We start from the raw sequence: 17,552 nt of genomic DNA on the forward strand, positions 1-17,552 counted from the left end.
GAATATTCGATGACAAAGGTTCGGTCCCGATCCCTGGTATCCGCCTTAGTCATATAAGCGACACCGGCCTGCGACAGGCTGGCGTGGCAGCCCACTGTGCAACAGACTAAGGAAGGGTAGTGATGCTCCGCTGCAAACCTCCGGCAAAACTCAATGCTCAAGTACGTCTCGGTGAACCGCCGATATGGGCGCTCAAGCCCGTGGCCCAGGCGATTGCCCTGTTGCTGGTGGCCGGCAGTGCCCAGGCGCAGACTGCATTCAGTGCCAGTTGGTTTGCCGACAAGGGCGCCGCCCAGGCGGCAAACGCTGGCCAGCCGGGTGTGCAGTTGCCGGGCATGCCGCCGCCGCTGGCGCAACAGCAGCAGGCCAATCAGCAGTTGCAACAATCGCTGGCCAACTTCAATAACAGCGTTGCGGCGATTGCCGCACAACAGGCCGCGCAGGCGGCCGGGCGCCAAGCTGCCTTGGCTCGGCTGCCAACGGTGCCGGACGGCCTGGGCGAGGGTGGCCTGAAGGTCGACACCAGCCTGACCCAGGGCTGGCTCAATGCCAAGGCGCCGGTGCAGACCCAGGCCGATGGCAAGACCACCGTGACCATCACCCAGACTGCCGACAAGGCCATTCTCAACTGGGAAACCTTCAACGTCGGGCGCAATACCACCGTCGATTTCTCCCAGCAGTCGAACTGGGCCGTGCTCAACCGGATCAATGACCCCCAGGCCCGACCGAGCCAGATCCAGGGCCAGATCCAGGGCAATGGCACGGTCATGCTGGTCAACCGCAACGGGGTAATCTTCAGCGGTACCAGCCAGGTCAACGTGCGTAACCTGGTGGCCGCCGCCGCAAACATCAGCGACTCCCAGTTCAGCAAGGGGTTGTATGTCGACAGCACCGGCACACAACCGACCTTTACCGATGCCGTGGGGCAGATCCAGGTAGAGCGCGGGGCGCAGATCCAGACCTTGAATCCCGCGACATCCACCGACTCGGGCGGTTATGCCTTGCTGCTGGGCAGCGAGGTGCTCAACGACGGCAGCCTGGTTACCCCGAACGGCCAGGTCACCCTGGCAGCGGGCGACAATTTCTATATTCGCCAAGGGCTATCCACTGCCGGCAACCCGCGTTCGACCACCCGTGGAAACGAGGTGGTCAGCACCCTGAACAGCGGCAGCCGTTCCGGGACGGTGATCAACAGCGGTTTGATCACTGCGTCCACCGGCGATATCACCTTGACCGGCCACCAGGTGCTGCAAAACGGCGTGATCGCCAGCAGCACCTCGACCAATACCCGTGGCACGGTGCACTTGCTCAACTCGGCGGGCGACAGTACCGGCAGCATCACCCTGGGCACGGGCAGCACCACCGCTATCCTGCTCGATGCCAGCACGACCGGCCTGGACAGCCAGCGCGCCGCCGCACTGGCCGCACTCAACGGTAGCCCGAGCAACCTGATCACCGGCAAGTTCGATAACCTGAGCAGCGTGGTCGACCGCATCGAGCAGTCTCGGGTGGAGATCGTCAGCGGCGGTACCGTGGATTTCCAGAACGGTTCGCTGACCCTTGCCACCGGCGGCCAGGTTGCGGTCAGCGCCGGGCAACGCAGCCTGGTGCGCGACGGCTCGATCATCGATGTATCCGGTGCGGTCGGAGTCAAGGTGGCCATGGAGGCCAACTCGATCAAGGTCAACGTGCAGGGCAACGAACTGCGTGACGCTTCTGGCAACCGTGATGCAGGCAAGCTGAGCAGCAGCGATGTCTGGGTCGATGTGCGTGACCTGGTCTATGTACCGGCCGGCACTGACGGTTACCCCACGGCGCGTTGGTACACCGCCGGCGGCTTGTTGGAAGTCAGCGGTTACCTGGGCACGCAAGGGCATGGCGTCGGTGAGTGGATGGCCCAGGGCGGTACCCTGACGTTTACCGGCAAGGATGTGGTCACCCAGAAGGGCGCCCAGATCAATCTGTCCGGTGGCACCCTGGATGTGCAGAGTGGCTATATCAAACAGACCTGGCTGACGGGCTCCGACGGGCGTCTGTATGAGTTGTCCAGCGCCCCGGGCGACCTGCTCTACACCGGGGTCTACAAGGGGTTCGCCGATACGAGCCTGCGCTGGGGGCAGACGGATTATTACTACAATCCGTTGATCGCTCCGCGCCAGCGTTACGAACTGGGTTACACCGTGGGCCGCGATGCCGGCAGCCTGGTGATTTCGACTGGCAGCGCGGTGCTTGAAGGCCAGGTGATCGGCGAGGTGTATCGTGGGCCACAGCAGAACCAGGCCGCCAATCCGACCCTCTATGGTTATCAGCAATCGCAGACGGCGGTGGCTCGCCGCGCGCAATTGATCGCCGGCACCTACACACCGATCTACGACCCGATCGCGGGGGTGGTCAATTACAACCTTGGCGCCAGCCTGAATCAGGTCAGCTTCGCGGCCAACCCGACTGCCATCGCTGCGGGCGTGGACCTCAGTTCAGTGATCCCGGTTAGCCGGCAGGGCACGCTGGTGCTGGACACCAACCAGCTCAACGGTTTCCAGCTGGGCGCAATCAAGGTCGCCGCCAAACAACAGATCGAGGTCGATAACAACCTGAGTGTCACCAATGGCGGCACCATCACCCTGTATGGCCCGCAAGTCGCGGTGAATGCCGACCTGACGGCCCGTGGCGGTACGCTGCAATTGGGCAACGTGTTGAATCAGATCGACCCTAATCAGTCGTTCAAGCTGCAAGACACGCTGATCGCCGCCCCCGGCAGTTCAGTGGCCAGTACCACCGTGGCCGCGGGTGTAACGCTCAACACTGCAGGCCTGTGGACCAACCAGCTTCTGGACTCGACCGACAACCAGGGCCTGCCCTATGTCAACGGCGGCCTGGTTTCTCTGCGCAGCAGCGGCAATCTGAGCCTGCAGGCCGGAAGCCTGATCGATGTGTCGTCCGGCGCGGCGTTGCAGGCCAATGGCAAGCTCCTCGGCGGCAAGGGGGGCAGCCTGATCCTGGCGGCCAATGCCGGGGGCTTCGGAGTGGGCGGTGTACTGAGCCTGGGCGGCGATATTCGTGCCGTGGGTGTCAACGGCGGCGGCACCTTGACCCTGCAAAGCAGCCAGGTGGTGATCGGTACGCCGACAACACCGGTAAGCGGTGCGGTCGAACTGGGCGGTGACTTCTTCAAGCAAGGTTTCTCGGCCTACGACATCACGGGTAACGAGGGGCTGACCGTCGCCGACGGTACCCAGGTGGACGTGAGCCAACCGGTTTATCGCCTGGGCGACAATGCCACCACCGTCGCTTCCGGTAGCGACCCGGCGCAGGCGCTGCAAGTCTGGACACCTGACCTCTATCAACAGGATCCGCTCAAGGGCGTGCTGACTCAGCGGCGCGGCGCCGGCTTGAGCCTGAAGGCCGGTACGCTCAACCCCACGGATGCACAGCGGGCGACCACTGTACTGACCGTGGGTAGCGGCGCGGTCATCACTGTCGATCCAGGTCAGGCCATCAGCCTGGGCAGTATTGGCCAGTTGACCGTGAACGGCACGCTGAATGCCTGGGGCGGGAAAGTCAGCCTCAACAATATCGGCGCCGTTGATCCCACGTTGCCGGTTAACGGCACGGGTAACAGCCGCTCTATCTTGCTGGGCGATGAGGCGTTGATCGACGTCGCTGCAAGGGCGGTGACGGCAGTTGACATGCGCGGTCAGATCTACGGCCAGGTGGTTGGCGGCGGCTCCATTGTCATTGGCGGTGGTGCAATCGACGCGGCGGCCGGCACGGCCACGGCCGCCGATCTTTTTATCGTGGTGAGCAAAGGTGCGCGCCTGGATGCCTCGGGTACCCAAGCCAGCCTGGATATCGCTGGTCAGGGCCGCACGCTGGTGGCCAGCAACGGCGGCGGCATTTCCCTGGGGTCCAACAATGGCCTTTATCTGCTGGGCAGCTTCGCCGCCCATGCCGGCGGCCAGGGTGCGGCAGGCGGTAGTCTGTCGGTGGTACTGCAGACACCACTTTACGCGCTCGGCGGAGCCGGGGCAGCGACTGACCGCGTGATGCAGGTTCGGGAGATGGTGCTGGGGCAAATAACTGACTCCGGCCCGACCCCGGACCTCAATGCCCTGATCTACGGCCATGGGCAACTGGCCGCCGATCAGGTCCAGTCGGGTGGATTTGGCAATCTGGCGGTTTACAGTAACGGCTTCCTATCTTTCAACGGCAACCTGAACCTCAACCTGAGTCAGAGTCTGCAGCTTTATGCTGGCGCCTTTACCTTGCCGCCAAATGCGCCGGATACCATCCATGTCAACGTTTCGGCGCCTTCCTTGCTGCTGGCCGGCGTCCAGCCTCCGGATATTAGTGGGATCGTGCTTTCCCCCGTGTCCACAACGACAGGCCAGAGTTCGCTATTGCCGAGCCAGGCTGATTTTTCCGCAGAAGGAAATGTGATCGATGTGCGCAACAATGTGCTATTCGGTTCCAAAGGCTCCTTTAACAGTGGTATCGGCACGGATGTACAGGTTGAACGACGCGGTTTCGATCAGGTGAACCTGACCAGCCAGGGTGACTTGCGCTTTCTGGCGGGTATACCAACAGGTACCGCGACTCCATCGACGCAACTGATCACGGCTGGCGATCTGCTTCTGAGCGCCGCGCAGTTGTATCCCGGCACGGGTAGCATCGCGAGGGTGATTGCAGGGGCAGGGGATACTCTGGGGACGCGCCTCCTGACCATCGGTCGTACCACCCAGTCTATTCCTGAAATGCCGTATTCGGCGTTTGGCAGCCTGACCCTGCTTGCCCCCGATATTGAGCAAGGCGGTGTGGTGCGTGCGCCGCTGGGGTTGATTCAGCTTGGCAATGGCAGCACCAAACGCGTGGAGTTGCTGCCCGACAGTCTCACTTCCGTCAGCGGCAACGGCCTGATCATGCCTTACGGCGGCACCTCGGACGGGCAGACTTATCTGTACAACGGTCAGAACGTCACCTTGTATGGGCAGACTGGCTTGAGTGGTGGCAGCGGGATCGGCGTGGTCATGGGCGGCCAATCGGTCGTGGTTTCGGCCGGTGCCATTTTGGACCTCTCCGGTGGTGGCGACCTGCTTGGCGCCGGATTCGTTTCCGGCCGTGGCGGCTCCACCGACGCGCGCTACAACCCGCTGGTGCAAGTCAACCCCAACGGCACCTTCGTCTTGCCGGGCCTGGCGACCAACCCGGTGTATGCCATCGTGCCTGGCGTGCAGCAGGTGTATGCGCCGTCGGCGGGCAAGTCCGGCGCGCAGGATCCGGTGCTCGGCCAGCAAATCACCATTGGCGCCGGGGTACCGGGGTTGGCGCCGGGTACCTATACGCTGTTGCCTTCCACCTATGCACTGCTGCCCGGCGCTTTCAGGGTTGAATTGAACGGTCTGGCGGGTGTTGGCACGGGGGCTGGTGCACAGGCCATGCGCAACGGTTCCTGGAGCACTGCCGGGCAACTGTCGATCGCCAATACTGGCATTCGCAACAGCGTTGCCAGCCAAGTCATCCTGACATCGGCGAATGTATTGCGCACCTATTCGCAATATAACGAAACCAGCTACGACCAGTTTGCTATCGCCGATGCCGCCAGATTGGGCGTACCGCGCCCGATGATCGAAGCAGATGCGAAAAGCCTGCAACTGAACCTGGTGCAAGGTGCGACTGGCAGCGCCTTTTCGTTCGACGGTATCGGGCGCTTCGGTGCCGCCGAAGGCGGCCATGCCGGGACGGTCGGGGTGATCAGTTCGGGAGGCGCAATTGAGGTGGTATCAGTAGGAACACTTGCTCCGACAGCCTTTGTCGGTGTTACGGTAGATGATCGTAGTCTGAATGCCTTAGGTGCCGCGAGCCTGATGATTGGGGGCATGCCGACGATCGCCTATGGACAGGGAGGAAATTATATCGGCTTGGGTTCCAACCTCAGCAGCAGCGTGGTGTTGCGCAGCGGCGCGAAACTGGCGACTCCAGAGGTGCTGTTGGTGTCCAGCGGCGGAGCGATCACGGTCGAGCAGGGCGCCTCGATCAATACTCTAGGTATGGGGCCTACGGCATATGATGCCAGTCAGGGTTATATCTACGACCTGACGACGGTCGGCTTCCCCAGTACCACCCGCTACAACTTCCTCGGGATCTCCAATGGCTTGCTCCAGGTTCTGGCACCTTCGTTGCCAGGTGACGCGGGCATTCATGTCGGTGTCTGCAACTCGACACCTTGCACGGGCCAGAGCGAGTTGTATTCCTCGGGCTCTATCGTCGTGGGCACGGGCAATGATTTCGTGCTTGCCGATAACGTGCGTTATGGCACGCGCCATCTGACCCTGGCCCTGAGCGCCATCAACCTCGGTAGCGATCAGGCCCTGGCCGATGCCGCCAGCCGCAACCTGTTGCCGGCCGGTCTGAGCTTGAATCAGAGCGTGCTGACGCGCTTGCTCAAGGGCGATACCCAATACGGCGCTCCGGCCCTGGAAACCCTTGAACTGGCTGCTCATGACGGTTTGAATATGTATGGCAGCGCAACTCTCGACACTTATGACGCGCTGACCGGCAAATCGCTGCTCAACAATCTGATCCTAAGTACCCCGGCCATTTATGGCGCCGGCGGTGCGGCTGATGTGGCGACCATCCACACCGCCGACCTGATCTGGAACGGCGCTGCCAACCCCGCTGGCAATGTGGTCGCCGGCGGTGCTGGCACAGGCAGCGGACGCTTGAATCTGCAGACCGAAACCCTGGAGTTCGGCTATGGTCCGTACGCACAACCCAATTCGGTCGCCAGCCTGGACCGGTTGCTCCTTGGCTTTTCCCAGGTCGATATCAGCGCCAGCCAACGGGTGACCGCCAACCACAAGGGCAGTCTGTCGGTGTACCAGAGCCAGGGCGCTTATCAGGCGAGCTCGGGCTTTGCCTATAGCGGTGGCAATCTGAATATCTCCACGCCCTTGTTGACGGGCGAAGCCGGCTCGGTGAACACCATCACCGTCGGTGGCGCGCTCAATGTCACGGCACTGTCCGGCACCCAGACCCGCACTGGCGGCCAGGGTGCAAAACTTTCGTTGAACGCCAACAGCCTGGCCCTGGACACCGCCGTGGTGTTGTCCAGCGGTCAATTGAACCTGACCGCTACGCAAGACCTGACGCTGGGCGACGGCGCGCAGATCGATATGGCCGGGCGGGCAATCCTATTCAACGATGTGACGCAATACAGCTGGGGCGGCGATGTCACCCTCAAAAGCATCACCGGCAATATCTACCAGGCCGCAGGTTCGCATATCGACCTGTCGGCGCAGAACAACCGTGCCGGTCAATTCACCGCTCAGGCCGTGGACCCGGCCGAAGGCTTGGTCGACCTGCAGGGCAGCATCCTTGGCAGCAGCAGCGGCTTCTACGATGCCGGTGGTACCTATCTGCCTTACCTGGGCGGTTTTGCCAATATCCAGGCGCAGCGTCTGGGGGCCAGTGGCGCCGAAGATGCTTCATTCGCCGCCCTCAACCAACGCCTGAACGCCGGGCAGGTCTATGGCGCCCGTACCTTCCAGATCAAGCAGGGCAACCTGACCATCGGAAATGACCTCAAGGCCAATGCCATTGTGATTTCGCTGGATAACGGCAGCCTGCTGGTCAACGGCAAGGTCGATGCCAGCGGCGTTCAGGTGGGCAGTATCAATCTGTCGGCCAGCCAGGGTCTGACTCTGGCCGGTAACGCGGTTCTGGATGCCCACGGCAGCGGTTTGCAAGTCGACAGCCAAGGCAAGATCATCGATTCGCCGAACCGCGCCATGGTCGAGCTGAATTCCGGCCAGGGCCTGTTGACCTTGGCCAGTGGCGCCACCATCGACCTAAGGGCCGGCACTGGCGTGACGTTGGGCAGCGGGCCGGGCCAGAACGATGGCCGGGCACGCGGCACCCTGGAGCTCGATGCACCGCGCCTGGGCGGGGTCTCGGCCGGCGATATCGCCATCGATGCCAGCGGTAACCTGGCGATTCGCGGGGCGCGCTCCATCGCGGTCAATGGCACCTGGCAGTATAGCGATGCGCCGCTGGGCACGGACCCTGCGGCCAGCGGCCGACCTTACCAGGTGATCACCCAGTCTTACCTGGATGGCATCGACCGGCAAAACAGCGCGTTTGTCGATGCGGCGCTGCTTAACAACAATCTGCTGCAGAACAAACTAGCGGGTTTGTATAACGCCACTTATGGTGATGTTCTGCACCTGCGCCCTGCAGTAGAGATTGTCAGTGCCACGCCGGGTGGCGACCTGGTGGTCCAGGGTGACATCGATCTGTCGGGTTATCGTTACGCCAGTCTCAACCCTTTCACCCAGAAAACCGGGGTGTACGGCTCTGGCGAAGTGGGCAAGCTGGCCTTGCGCGCCGGCGGTGACCTTAATATCTACGGCAGTATCACCGACGGCTTTGCGCCGCCACCGAAGACCGATGACGATACAGGCTGGTTGCTGTTGTCCGGGATCGACTTCTCGGGTGGCAATATCGTGGTACCCGGGGCGGGAGTGACCCTGGCCGACGGTACCCGCTTCCCGGCGGGCTCGACCCTGAACTACGATGTGCCGCTCAGGGCCGTGACCCTGGTGTCGGGCACGCGTTTGCCCGTCAGCGCTACCCTGGACCAGCCACTGTTGCTGCCCGCCGGCACCGTGCTGGCTGCCGCTGTACGCGACAGCAACGGTAACCTGTTGTTCGCCGCCGGTACGCTGTTGACCCAAGCACAAAACCTGCCGGCCGGCACACAACTGGATGCCGGCACGCTACTCACCGCCGATACGGCTCTGCGTGCATTCAGTTGGCCCAAAGGCGTGGCACTGCCGAGTATTGCCGGTGGTTACATGGCATCGAACAACCTTCTCACCCTCAATGGCGACTTGGCGTTGGCCCGTGGCGCGCTGATCCCTTCGGGGACCAATGTGCTGCTGCCGGGCGGCGTGGATTCAGTGCAATTGCGCCCTGAAGTTGGTGGACGTCAAGGCGAACTCTGGGGTGTCGCGCCGATGCTCGCCGAAGGTTCCCAGTCATGGTCATTACGCTTGGTGGCAGGCGCGGACACCTCTGCGGCGGACAATCGCGTTGTACAGGTCAGTCCTGCCCATGGCGATATACACCTTGCCGACAGCCACTATGGGATGTATGGCGTCGGGGCATTGGTCTATACCGCACAAGGATCTTTTGACGCGTTCTTCGACTACAGCATGGTTGGCCAACCTGTTGATTTCGTAGCCATAGGTTGGCCAACGTTCTGTACCGATATGCCTGGGGACTGCACGACAATTCCAGGTTCAGCCTACACCGTAAAGCCGGCTGGCTCGCGCTTCAGTGTCATCCGTACGGGGGCCGCTGATCTTGAACTGGTGTCCGGCGGCAATCTGAGCATGGATTCTTTGTTTGGCGTCTACACGGCCGGTACATCTTCCACCGTGACCTCGGCCAATGATCCTTATAATCAACCACGGGCCGTGGTTGCAGGAGGAACCGTTCTCAATGCCTTGTTCGGTGGCAATGAGAGTTTGGTCAATGGCGGCACCGACAGTGTATATCGTGCCTGGTATCCCGAGGGCGGCGGCAACCTGACGCTTAAGGTCGGCGGTGATTTGAGCGGGAATATTGTCTTGCCCACTAGTAACGGGATAAATAAACCCAACGGCGATACCGACCATGATTCGGCCAATATCGCCGACTGGCTCTGGCGCCAGGGCAGCGGCACGGTCAACACGGGAACCTCGCCGCAGCCCACGGCCTGGTGGATCAATTTCGGAACCTATGCCGCATCGATGACCTCCGGTGCCGATCAGATGCTGGGCTTCACCGGGTTCGGTACCCTTGGCGGTGGCAACCTGAACGTGCAGGTCACTGGCAATGCGGGGGTATTGGAAAGCTTGGCTGGTAATGCCATCGGCGCCAGCAGCGTCAATCCACGTACTCAGGGGCTGGTTTTGGCTGTAGGCAGCACCGGACGGGTCGCGGCCGACGGCAGCTTGCAGGTGACCGGGGGCGGAAACCTGACCTTGCGGGTGGGCGGGGATCTGAACCCGGCAGCGACTGCCATCGTCAACAATCAGGACACCGATGATCGGAATGGCGTAATCACCAACTTGCGCGGTCACGTCGTATTGGACAGCACCACCGTCGGCGTATTGACACTCTTGTATGGCGCTTCCGACCAAGATCAGGCGCCTGGAGAAACCCGTGGCTACACAGCCTTCAATTCAACGCGAAGCCTTGCGGGCGGGGGGATGACCCTGGTACCGGGAGACGCGACCTTTGACCTGTCGACGTTGGGCGATCTGGTTGTGCAAACGGTCAGTGACCCAGGGCGCGTCGCTGAGCTGAATGCGTCGCCTTACCTAGCCAGCGATGGCAGCCATGGTAATGGCCTGAGCTGGTTCTCGCTGTGGACCGACCACACGGCCATCAACCTGTTCTCAGCGGGCGGCAACCTAACGCCAGTGTTCGCAGGGACGGCCTCCGACAATGCCGTGGTCTATCCTTCTATCCTGAATGCCATTGCCGCGAACGGCAGTATTTATTACGGTGATGCGGCCAACAGAAACTCTGCTGCTACCGTTGCCGCCGCGCTAACCCTGGCGCCCTCGAACAAAGGGCAGTTGCAGCTTCTGGCCGCCAATGCGATCTATGGCGGTAATCTGACCATCAGCCAATCCAGCGCCAACCCGGAGGCGTTGGCCACGCCTGAGCGGCCTGCATTCGTGGCAATGTCCAACGGTATTCAAATTAATGGCAGTAGCAACCTATCGGCGGACGGTAACAGGCCCTTCATCAGTGGCAGCGTCGGTCCTCTGTTCGCCTTCGGTCCCGATAGTGCTTCTGGACAGTGGAACGCGGATGCCGAGCCTGCACGCTTCTATGCGCTGACCGGAGACCTGATCGGGGTAAGAAGTGGCCGTACCGTCACCTATACCAATCAGGTCGACTCCCGTAGCGGGCAAACCTGGTATGAAGGCGGAGGTCCGGTCTGGATGGAAGCGGGTCGGGATATTGTCAGCAGTGGCAGTTCACCTGCCGGGGAAGCACAACAGCCTTCCAATGGTGACTACCTGACCGTCGGCAACCTCTTCATCCAGAACAACCCCACCGACATCTCCCTGGTCTCGGCCGGTCGCGACATCCTCTACAGCAACTTCAATGTCGCCGGTCCCGGCACCCTGGTGGTCAGTGCGGGGCGCAATGTCCTGATGGCGGACAAGACCAGCATTACCAGCCTCGGCGCCGTGGTACCTGGCGACTCCCGCCCGGGCGCCAGCATCGTCATGCAGGCCGGCGTCGGCCCCAACGGTCCTGACTACCAGGCCTTTATCGCCCCCTACCTGGACCCGTCGAATCAGGCCCAGGCCGGAACGCCGCTGGCCAGCCAGCCGGGCAAGGTGGCCAAGACCTACGACACCGAACTGGTGGCCTGGCTCGGCGAGCGTTATGGCTTTACCGGCAGCGTCGACGAAGCACGAGCCTATTACGCCGCGCTACCGCCCCAGCAGCAGGACATCTTCGCCCGCAGCGTCTACTTCGCCGAACTCAAGGCCGCCGGCCGCGAATACAACCTGGTCGGTGGTATCCGCCAGGGCAGCTACCTGCGCGGTCGAGATGCGATTGCCGCGCTGTTCCCGGAGAAGGACGTCGCCGGCAACCCGATCCTCTACCAGGGCGCGATCACCCTCTATGGTCCATCGGGCGTACACACGAACTTCGGCGGCGATATCCAGATGCTTGCCCCCGGTGGCGGCCTGGTGTTCGGTATCGAAGGCGCCGCACCGCCGTCCACGGCGGGGATCATCACCCAGGGCCAGGGCGACATCCAGTTGTTTGCCCAGGACAACATCCTGCTGGGCCAGAGCCGGGTCATGACCACCTTCGGCGGTTCGATCACCGCCTGGTCGGCCGCAGGCGACATCAACGCCGGTCGCGGCTCCAAGACCACCGTGGTCTACACCCCGCCCAAGCGGGTCTATGACGCCTGGGGCAACGTGAGCCTGTCGCCGGCGGTGCCGAGCACCGGGGCCGGTATTGCCACTCTGAACCCGATTCCGGAGGTGCTGCCGGGGGATATCGACCTGATCGCGCCACTGGGCACCATCGATGCGGGGGAGGCGGGGATCCGCGTCTCGGGCAACGTCAACATCGCCGCCTTGCAGGTGGTGAATGCGGCGAACATCCAGGTGCAGGGCAAGTCTTCGGGCGTGCCGGTGGTGGCCTCGGTCAATACCGGGGCGATCACCTCGGCCAGCGCGGCGGCCACTTCGGCGGTCCAGGCTGCCGACAACGTTGCACGGCAGCAGCAGGCCAGCGCGCGACAGAACCAACCCTCGGTGTTCAGCGTGCAGGTCCTGAGTTTCGGCCAGGAACGCCTGGAGCCTTCGCGCGACGGTGCCAGCCGTGGCACGCCGGGCTACAACCCGGACAGCCCGGTGCAGGTGCTGGGGGCCGGGCCGTTGAGCGAGCAGGCCCGGGCGCGCCTGACCGAGGAGGAGCGGGGCAACCTGACCTTGTAATCAACCGATGTTTCTCCTCAGTGGCGGCCGTAATGGCCAATGCTGGCACATTTAACGAAGTGTGCAGTCGGGTGCAGGTTTGTGGCGAGCGGGCTTGCCCGCGCTGGGCTGCGGAGCAGCCCTGAACCTGTGCCTGCGTTCTGCCTGAAACAATGAGATCGCTGATTTCAGGGCCGCTTCGCGCCCCAGCGCGGGCAAGCCCGCTCGCCACAAAACCGCGCTTGGCGTCAACCCTCCTTAACTGACAGGCATTGGCCGCAATGGCCACTTTTTTTGCCTGCGAAAACCTCCTCTACACACCGCCAACGCCGTCGCGGAATGAAGCTTTTATGACAAAAGTTCGGTAGCACAAGGCCAGCCCGGTCATGGATATGTGAAGCGGTCAAGGGCACGCAAGGGGACCTGTCCCCACGCCATGGCAAGGCCGGGAGAGAGACGAGGAGAACTATGGAACGTTACTCGAAAGTGGGCATGCAGGAACTGGATCAGCGTTTGTCGAAGATCGTCGAGGCCGCACGCAAGAAGCCCGTCTCGGTCTATCGCTACGGCGCGCCCTGGGTCTGGATCGTGTCCCAGGACGACTGGCAGGGCGCCCTGAAGGAAGTCTCCAGCTATATCCCGCCGGGCCATTCGCTGGTGTTGTTGCGTCCGCAGATCGATGACCTGCTCGACGACGATCGTGAATTCCTGCGCTCACTGCATGCCGACTCCGACATGCAGATCGCACCCCAGACCGTCATGCACATCCTCTTGCTGCAACTGCTGTATTCGGTACCCAGCGAGCAGCAACTCTACGAGCAGCTCAATTACAACCTGCTGTTCCGCTGGTTCGTCGGCCTCGACCTGAACCAGAAGGTCTGGGGCTTCAACGTGCTGAGCAGGGACATCGCCACGCTGCTGGACCACCCGCAAGCAGTGCTGCTGATCCAGAAAATCATCGGGGAAGTGTTCTGCGGCGCCTTGCTGCAGATGCCGGAGTTCTCCCTGAACTTCGCCCAGTTGCATACCTGGCTGGCCCGGCACCCGTCGATATCGAACGTGAACAACTAAAAGCGTCCGGGGCATTGACCCGGGCCCATACGGCCTCGACTGCGTTCGAGGCCATTTTGAATCAAGGGGGCGGTGTGGAGCATTTGTTCTTCAAAAGAGCGCGACGGAGGCTGGCCGGGCACTGGCTGCCGGTGTGCGGCGGGCTGGTCCTGGCGGTGCTGGGGCGTCCGCTGCTGGCCGACGAGGCGCCGGCCAAGCTGGTCGACGTCAACGAATACGTTGTGCGTGGCAACACCGTGCTGCAGGCGCGGGATATCGAGGAAGCGGTGTACCCGTTCCTCGGTCCGCAAAAGGCCCTGAGCGATATCGAGGGCGCCCGCGAGGCCTTGCAGAAAAGCTACCAGGCCAAGGGTTACCAGTCGGTGTATGTCGAGTTGCCGGAGCAGAAAGTCGAAGGCGGCATCGTTTACCTGCAAATCAGTGAAACCAAGGTCGGCCGGGTCCGCGTGGTCGGCGCCCAGCACTATTCGCCGGTGGAGATCCGTGACGATGTCCCGGCCCTGAAGGAAGGCGCTGTGCCGAACTTCGCCCAGGTCCAGAGTGAGCTGGCGGCGCTGAACAAGAGCCCCGGTCGCCAGGTCATGCCGCTGGTCCGCGAAGGCCAGCGTCCGGGGACCATGGACGTCGACCTGCAGGTCGACGACAAGAATCCCTGGCATGCCAGTGTCGGCCTGAACAACGACCACAGCGCCGACACCAAGGACCTGCGCGCCGTGACCTCGATCGGCTACGACAACCTCTGGCAGCTGGGCCACAGCATCTCCCTGACCTATTTCACCGCACCCGAGGAGCAGAGCAACGCCAAGGTCTGGTCCGGTTCCTACAGCGCCCCGTTGAACGAGCGCTGGGCGGTGCAGTTTTCCGGTTACCAGTCCGACAGCAACGTCGCCACCATCGGCGGCAGCAACGTACTGGGCAAGGGCCATTCCTATGGTGTCTCGGGCATCTACACGGTGCCGGGGGGCAGCATCTGGTCCAACTCGTTGTCACTGGGGGTGGACTTCAAGGACTTCGAGGAACAGCTCAAGTTCGGCGGCAGTAGCGACAAGGTGCCGCTCAAGTACGCACCGTTCACGTTCGGCTACAACGGCTACCGCTATACCGAAAAATCCCAGTTGGGCCTCGGCCTGAGCCTGGTGGTCGGCACCCGGGCCTTCTTCGGCTACGGCAGCAACGACCAGGACTTCGACAACAAGCGTTATCGCGCCAGCCCCAGTTTCGCCCTGCTCAAAGGCGACCTGAGTTACACCCAGGACATTTTCGGCGAGTGGCAGAGCGCGTCCAAGACTTCGTTCCAACTGGCCTCCGGCCCGCTGATTTCCAACGAGCAGATGTCCGCCGGCGGTGCTACCTCGGTACGCGGCTACCTCGCCGCCGAGGTGACCGGCGACCAAGGCGTGCTGTTTTCCCAGGAACTGCGAACGCCGTCCCTGGCCAAGTACCTGGGCAGCTATGTCCAGGAATGGCGCTTGTATGCCTTCGCCGAGGGCGCCCAGTTGTACCTGCGCGAGCCGCTGCCTGAACAGAAAGCCGACTACAGCCTGGCCAGCGTCGGTCTCGGCACTCGGGCCAGCTTGAGCAAATGGCTGTCCGGCAGCCTCGACTGGGGCTATCCGCTGGTCAATGGACCGAACACGCAGAAGCAGGACTCGCGTTTGCATTTCAGCCTGCAAGCGACTTTCTGAACCTTATTACGGAGCAATTTTCATGCAGCGCCTGATGATATCCCTGTTGATCTGCCTGGGCCTCGTGCTCCCGGCGACCGCCAATGCCTGGTGGCAGGACGACTGGCACTACCGCAAGCAGATTACCGTCGACACCACCGCGCAAGGCGCGGCGATCAACGACGCCCCCGGTCGCAGCAGCCTGCTGGTGCGCCTGCACACCGGCAACTTCAGCTTCGACGGGGTCAAGGAGGACGGTTCGGACCTGCGCTTCGTCGCGGCGGACGACAAGACCCTGCTCAACTACCAGATCGAAAGCTTCGACCCGCTGATGGGCATGGCGCTGATCTGGGTCGATGTACCGAAGGTCGAAGGTGCCCAGCGCCAGGATCTGTGGATGTACTACGGCAATGCCAAGGCCCCGGCGGTAAGCAACGGTCAACTGGCCTTTGATCCCAACTACACCGCGGTCTATCACTTCGACGGTACGCCGGGCACGCCACCCAAGGACGCCACGGCTTTCGCCAACAATGCGCAGAACGCCAGCGGCAGCCGTATCGACGGCGTGATCGGCGGCGCCTTGCAGTTGGCCGGCCAGGCCTTGTCGCTGCCGGCCAGCCCGTCGCTGCAATACAGCGCCGGCGGTGCTCTGACCCTGAGCGCCTGGGTGCGCCTGGACCAGGCCACGGGCGAGCAGTTGCTGGTGGCTAGGCGTGAAGGCGGCCACGCCTTTGTGCTGGGGGTCAGCCAGGGCACGCCGTTCGTTGAGGTCAACGGCCAGCGCGGGGTGTCGACCCAGGCGCTGAACCCGGGGCAATGGCAGCATCTCGCAGTCACCGTGCAGGGTGGCAAGGTGACGCTGTTCGTCAACGGTCGAGAGAGCGCGAACCTGGCCCAGGAAGTCCCGGCGTTCAACTCGCCGATCGCGGTCGGCGCCGAGCTGCCGGCCGCAGTCGATCCGGCGGCTCCGGCCGCCACGCTCTACCAACCGTTCCAGGGTGCCATCGACGAACTGCGGCTGTCCAAGGTCGTGCGTCCGGCCGCCGCGCTGCTGGCCGATGCCATGTCCCAGGGCGCCGAATCGAAGCTGGTGCTCTACGGCGTCGATGAAGAACAGTCGGGCTTCGGCTTCGGCAGCCTGGGCTTCCTGCTCAAGGCCGTGCCGGCGGATGCCTGGGTGATCATCGCGGTCCTGGTGCTGATGATGTTCCAGTCGTGGTTCATCATGATCCGCAAGAACAGTGCCCTGGGCCGCGTCAGCCGGGCCAACGAGCTGTTCCGCGAGCAGTTCGCGCAGATCGGCACCCGCCTGGAAATGTTCGCCGACGACCAGGACCTGGCCCGACGCCTGGTGCATTCCTCGCTGTGGCGCCTGTACCTGGTGGCGGTCAAGGAAATCCGCACCCGTCGTGCCCAGGGCGCCGACACCTCGTCGGTCTCGGCGGCGACCATCGAAGCCATCCGCTGCTCCATGGACGGCGTGCGTACCCGGGAGAACCAGCAACTGGGTTCGAAGCTCTCGACCCTGTCCAACGCCATCGCCGGCGGCCCCTATATCGGCCTGCTCGGCACCGTGCTGGGGATCATGGTGGTGTTCCTCGGCACGGCCATGGCCGGTGACGTCAATATCAACGCCATCGCCCCGGGCATGGCGGCGGCCTTGCTGGCCACGGCCATGGGCCTGTTCGTCGCGATCCCGGCGCTGTTCGGCTACAACCGCCTGATCACCCGCAACAAGGAAGTCAGCGCCGACATGCGCGTGTTCGTCGACGAGTTCATCACCCGCCTGGCCGAGATGCACGGCGAAAGCCACTCCCACGAAAACGCCCAGCGCCGCGGCCTGCATGCCGATCAACACACCACGTCGATTCCGGCCTGAGGGGAACAGCCATGGCTAGCGTAAATGCCTCCCACGACGATGACGATGATGCCCCAGTCGACAGCATCAACATCACGCCCCTGGTGGACGTGCTGATGGTGGTGCTGGTGATGTTCATCCTCACCGCCACCGCCCAGGTCTCGGGCATCCAGATTCACCTGCCCAAGGCCAGCGCCTCGGTGTCGCTGTCCCAGGCCAAGACCAAGGCCATTTCGGTCAACGACGGCGGCCAGGTGTTCCTCGACGCCTATCCGGTGACGTTGCCGGAACTGGAAGAGCGCCTGCGCATCGAGAAGGCCCAGAGTCCGGACTTTCCGATCATCGTGCGCGGCGACGCCACGGTGCAGTACCAGAAAGTCATTGAAGTGCTCGACCTGCTGCGGCGCCTGGAGTTGTCCCAGGTCGGGCTGGTCACCGGCAAACCGACCCAGGGCTGAC

The 17,552-nt window shown here is 62.8% G+C and carries 5 protein-coding genes; all 5 read left to right on the plus strand.

What is annotated here, in order from left to right; all coding sequences use genetic code 11:
• The first annotated feature begins 122 nt into the window (after window positions 1-122).
• The 5 genes from M5B96_RS06160 to M5B96_RS06180 all read left to right on the plus strand — a co-directional run bounded on the left by M5B96_RS06160 (window position 123) and on the right by M5B96_RS06180 (window position 17,551).
• Window positions 123-12,521, plus strand: a complete 12,399-nt coding sequence (locus tag M5B96_RS06160; RefSeq protein WP_248795817.1) for a filamentous haemagglutinin family protein — start codon at window positions 123-125, stop codon at window positions 12,519-12,521.
• Between the two features lie 447 nt (window positions 12,522-12,968).
• Window positions 12,969-13,571: a transposase gene (locus tag M5B96_RS06165; protein WP_248795818.1), complete on the plus strand. Its 603-nt coding sequence runs from the start codon at window positions 12,969-12,971 to the stop codon at window positions 13,569-13,571.
• 74 nt (window positions 13,572-13,645) lie between these two features.
• On the plus strand, window positions 13,646-15,256 hold the full coding sequence (locus tag M5B96_RS06170) for a ShlB/FhaC/HecB family hemolysin secretion/activation protein (RefSeq protein ID WP_412548585.1): 1,611 nt from the start codon (window positions 13,646-13,648) through the stop codon (window positions 15,254-15,256).
• Between the two features lie 22 nt (window positions 15,257-15,278).
• Entirely contained in the window at window positions 15,279-17,114 is a 1,836-nt protein-coding gene (locus M5B96_RS06175) for a DUF2341 domain-containing protein (protein WP_248795820.1), read from the plus strand.
• An 11-nt stretch (window positions 17,115-17,125) separates the two neighbouring features.
• The gene (locus M5B96_RS06180; RefSeq protein ID WP_103495630.1) at window positions 17,126-17,551 is read left to right on the plus strand and encodes an ExbD/TolR family protein; all 426 of its coding nucleotides are present in this window, start codon (window positions 17,126-17,128) and stop codon (window positions 17,549-17,551) included.
• The last annotated feature ends 1 nt before the right edge of the window (window position 17,552 follow it).

It is taken from the genome of Pseudomonas sp. MWU13-2105 (genome assembly GCF_023242315.1).
GTDB lineage: Bacteria > Pseudomonadota > Gammaproteobacteria > Pseudomonadales > Pseudomonadaceae > Aquipseudomonas.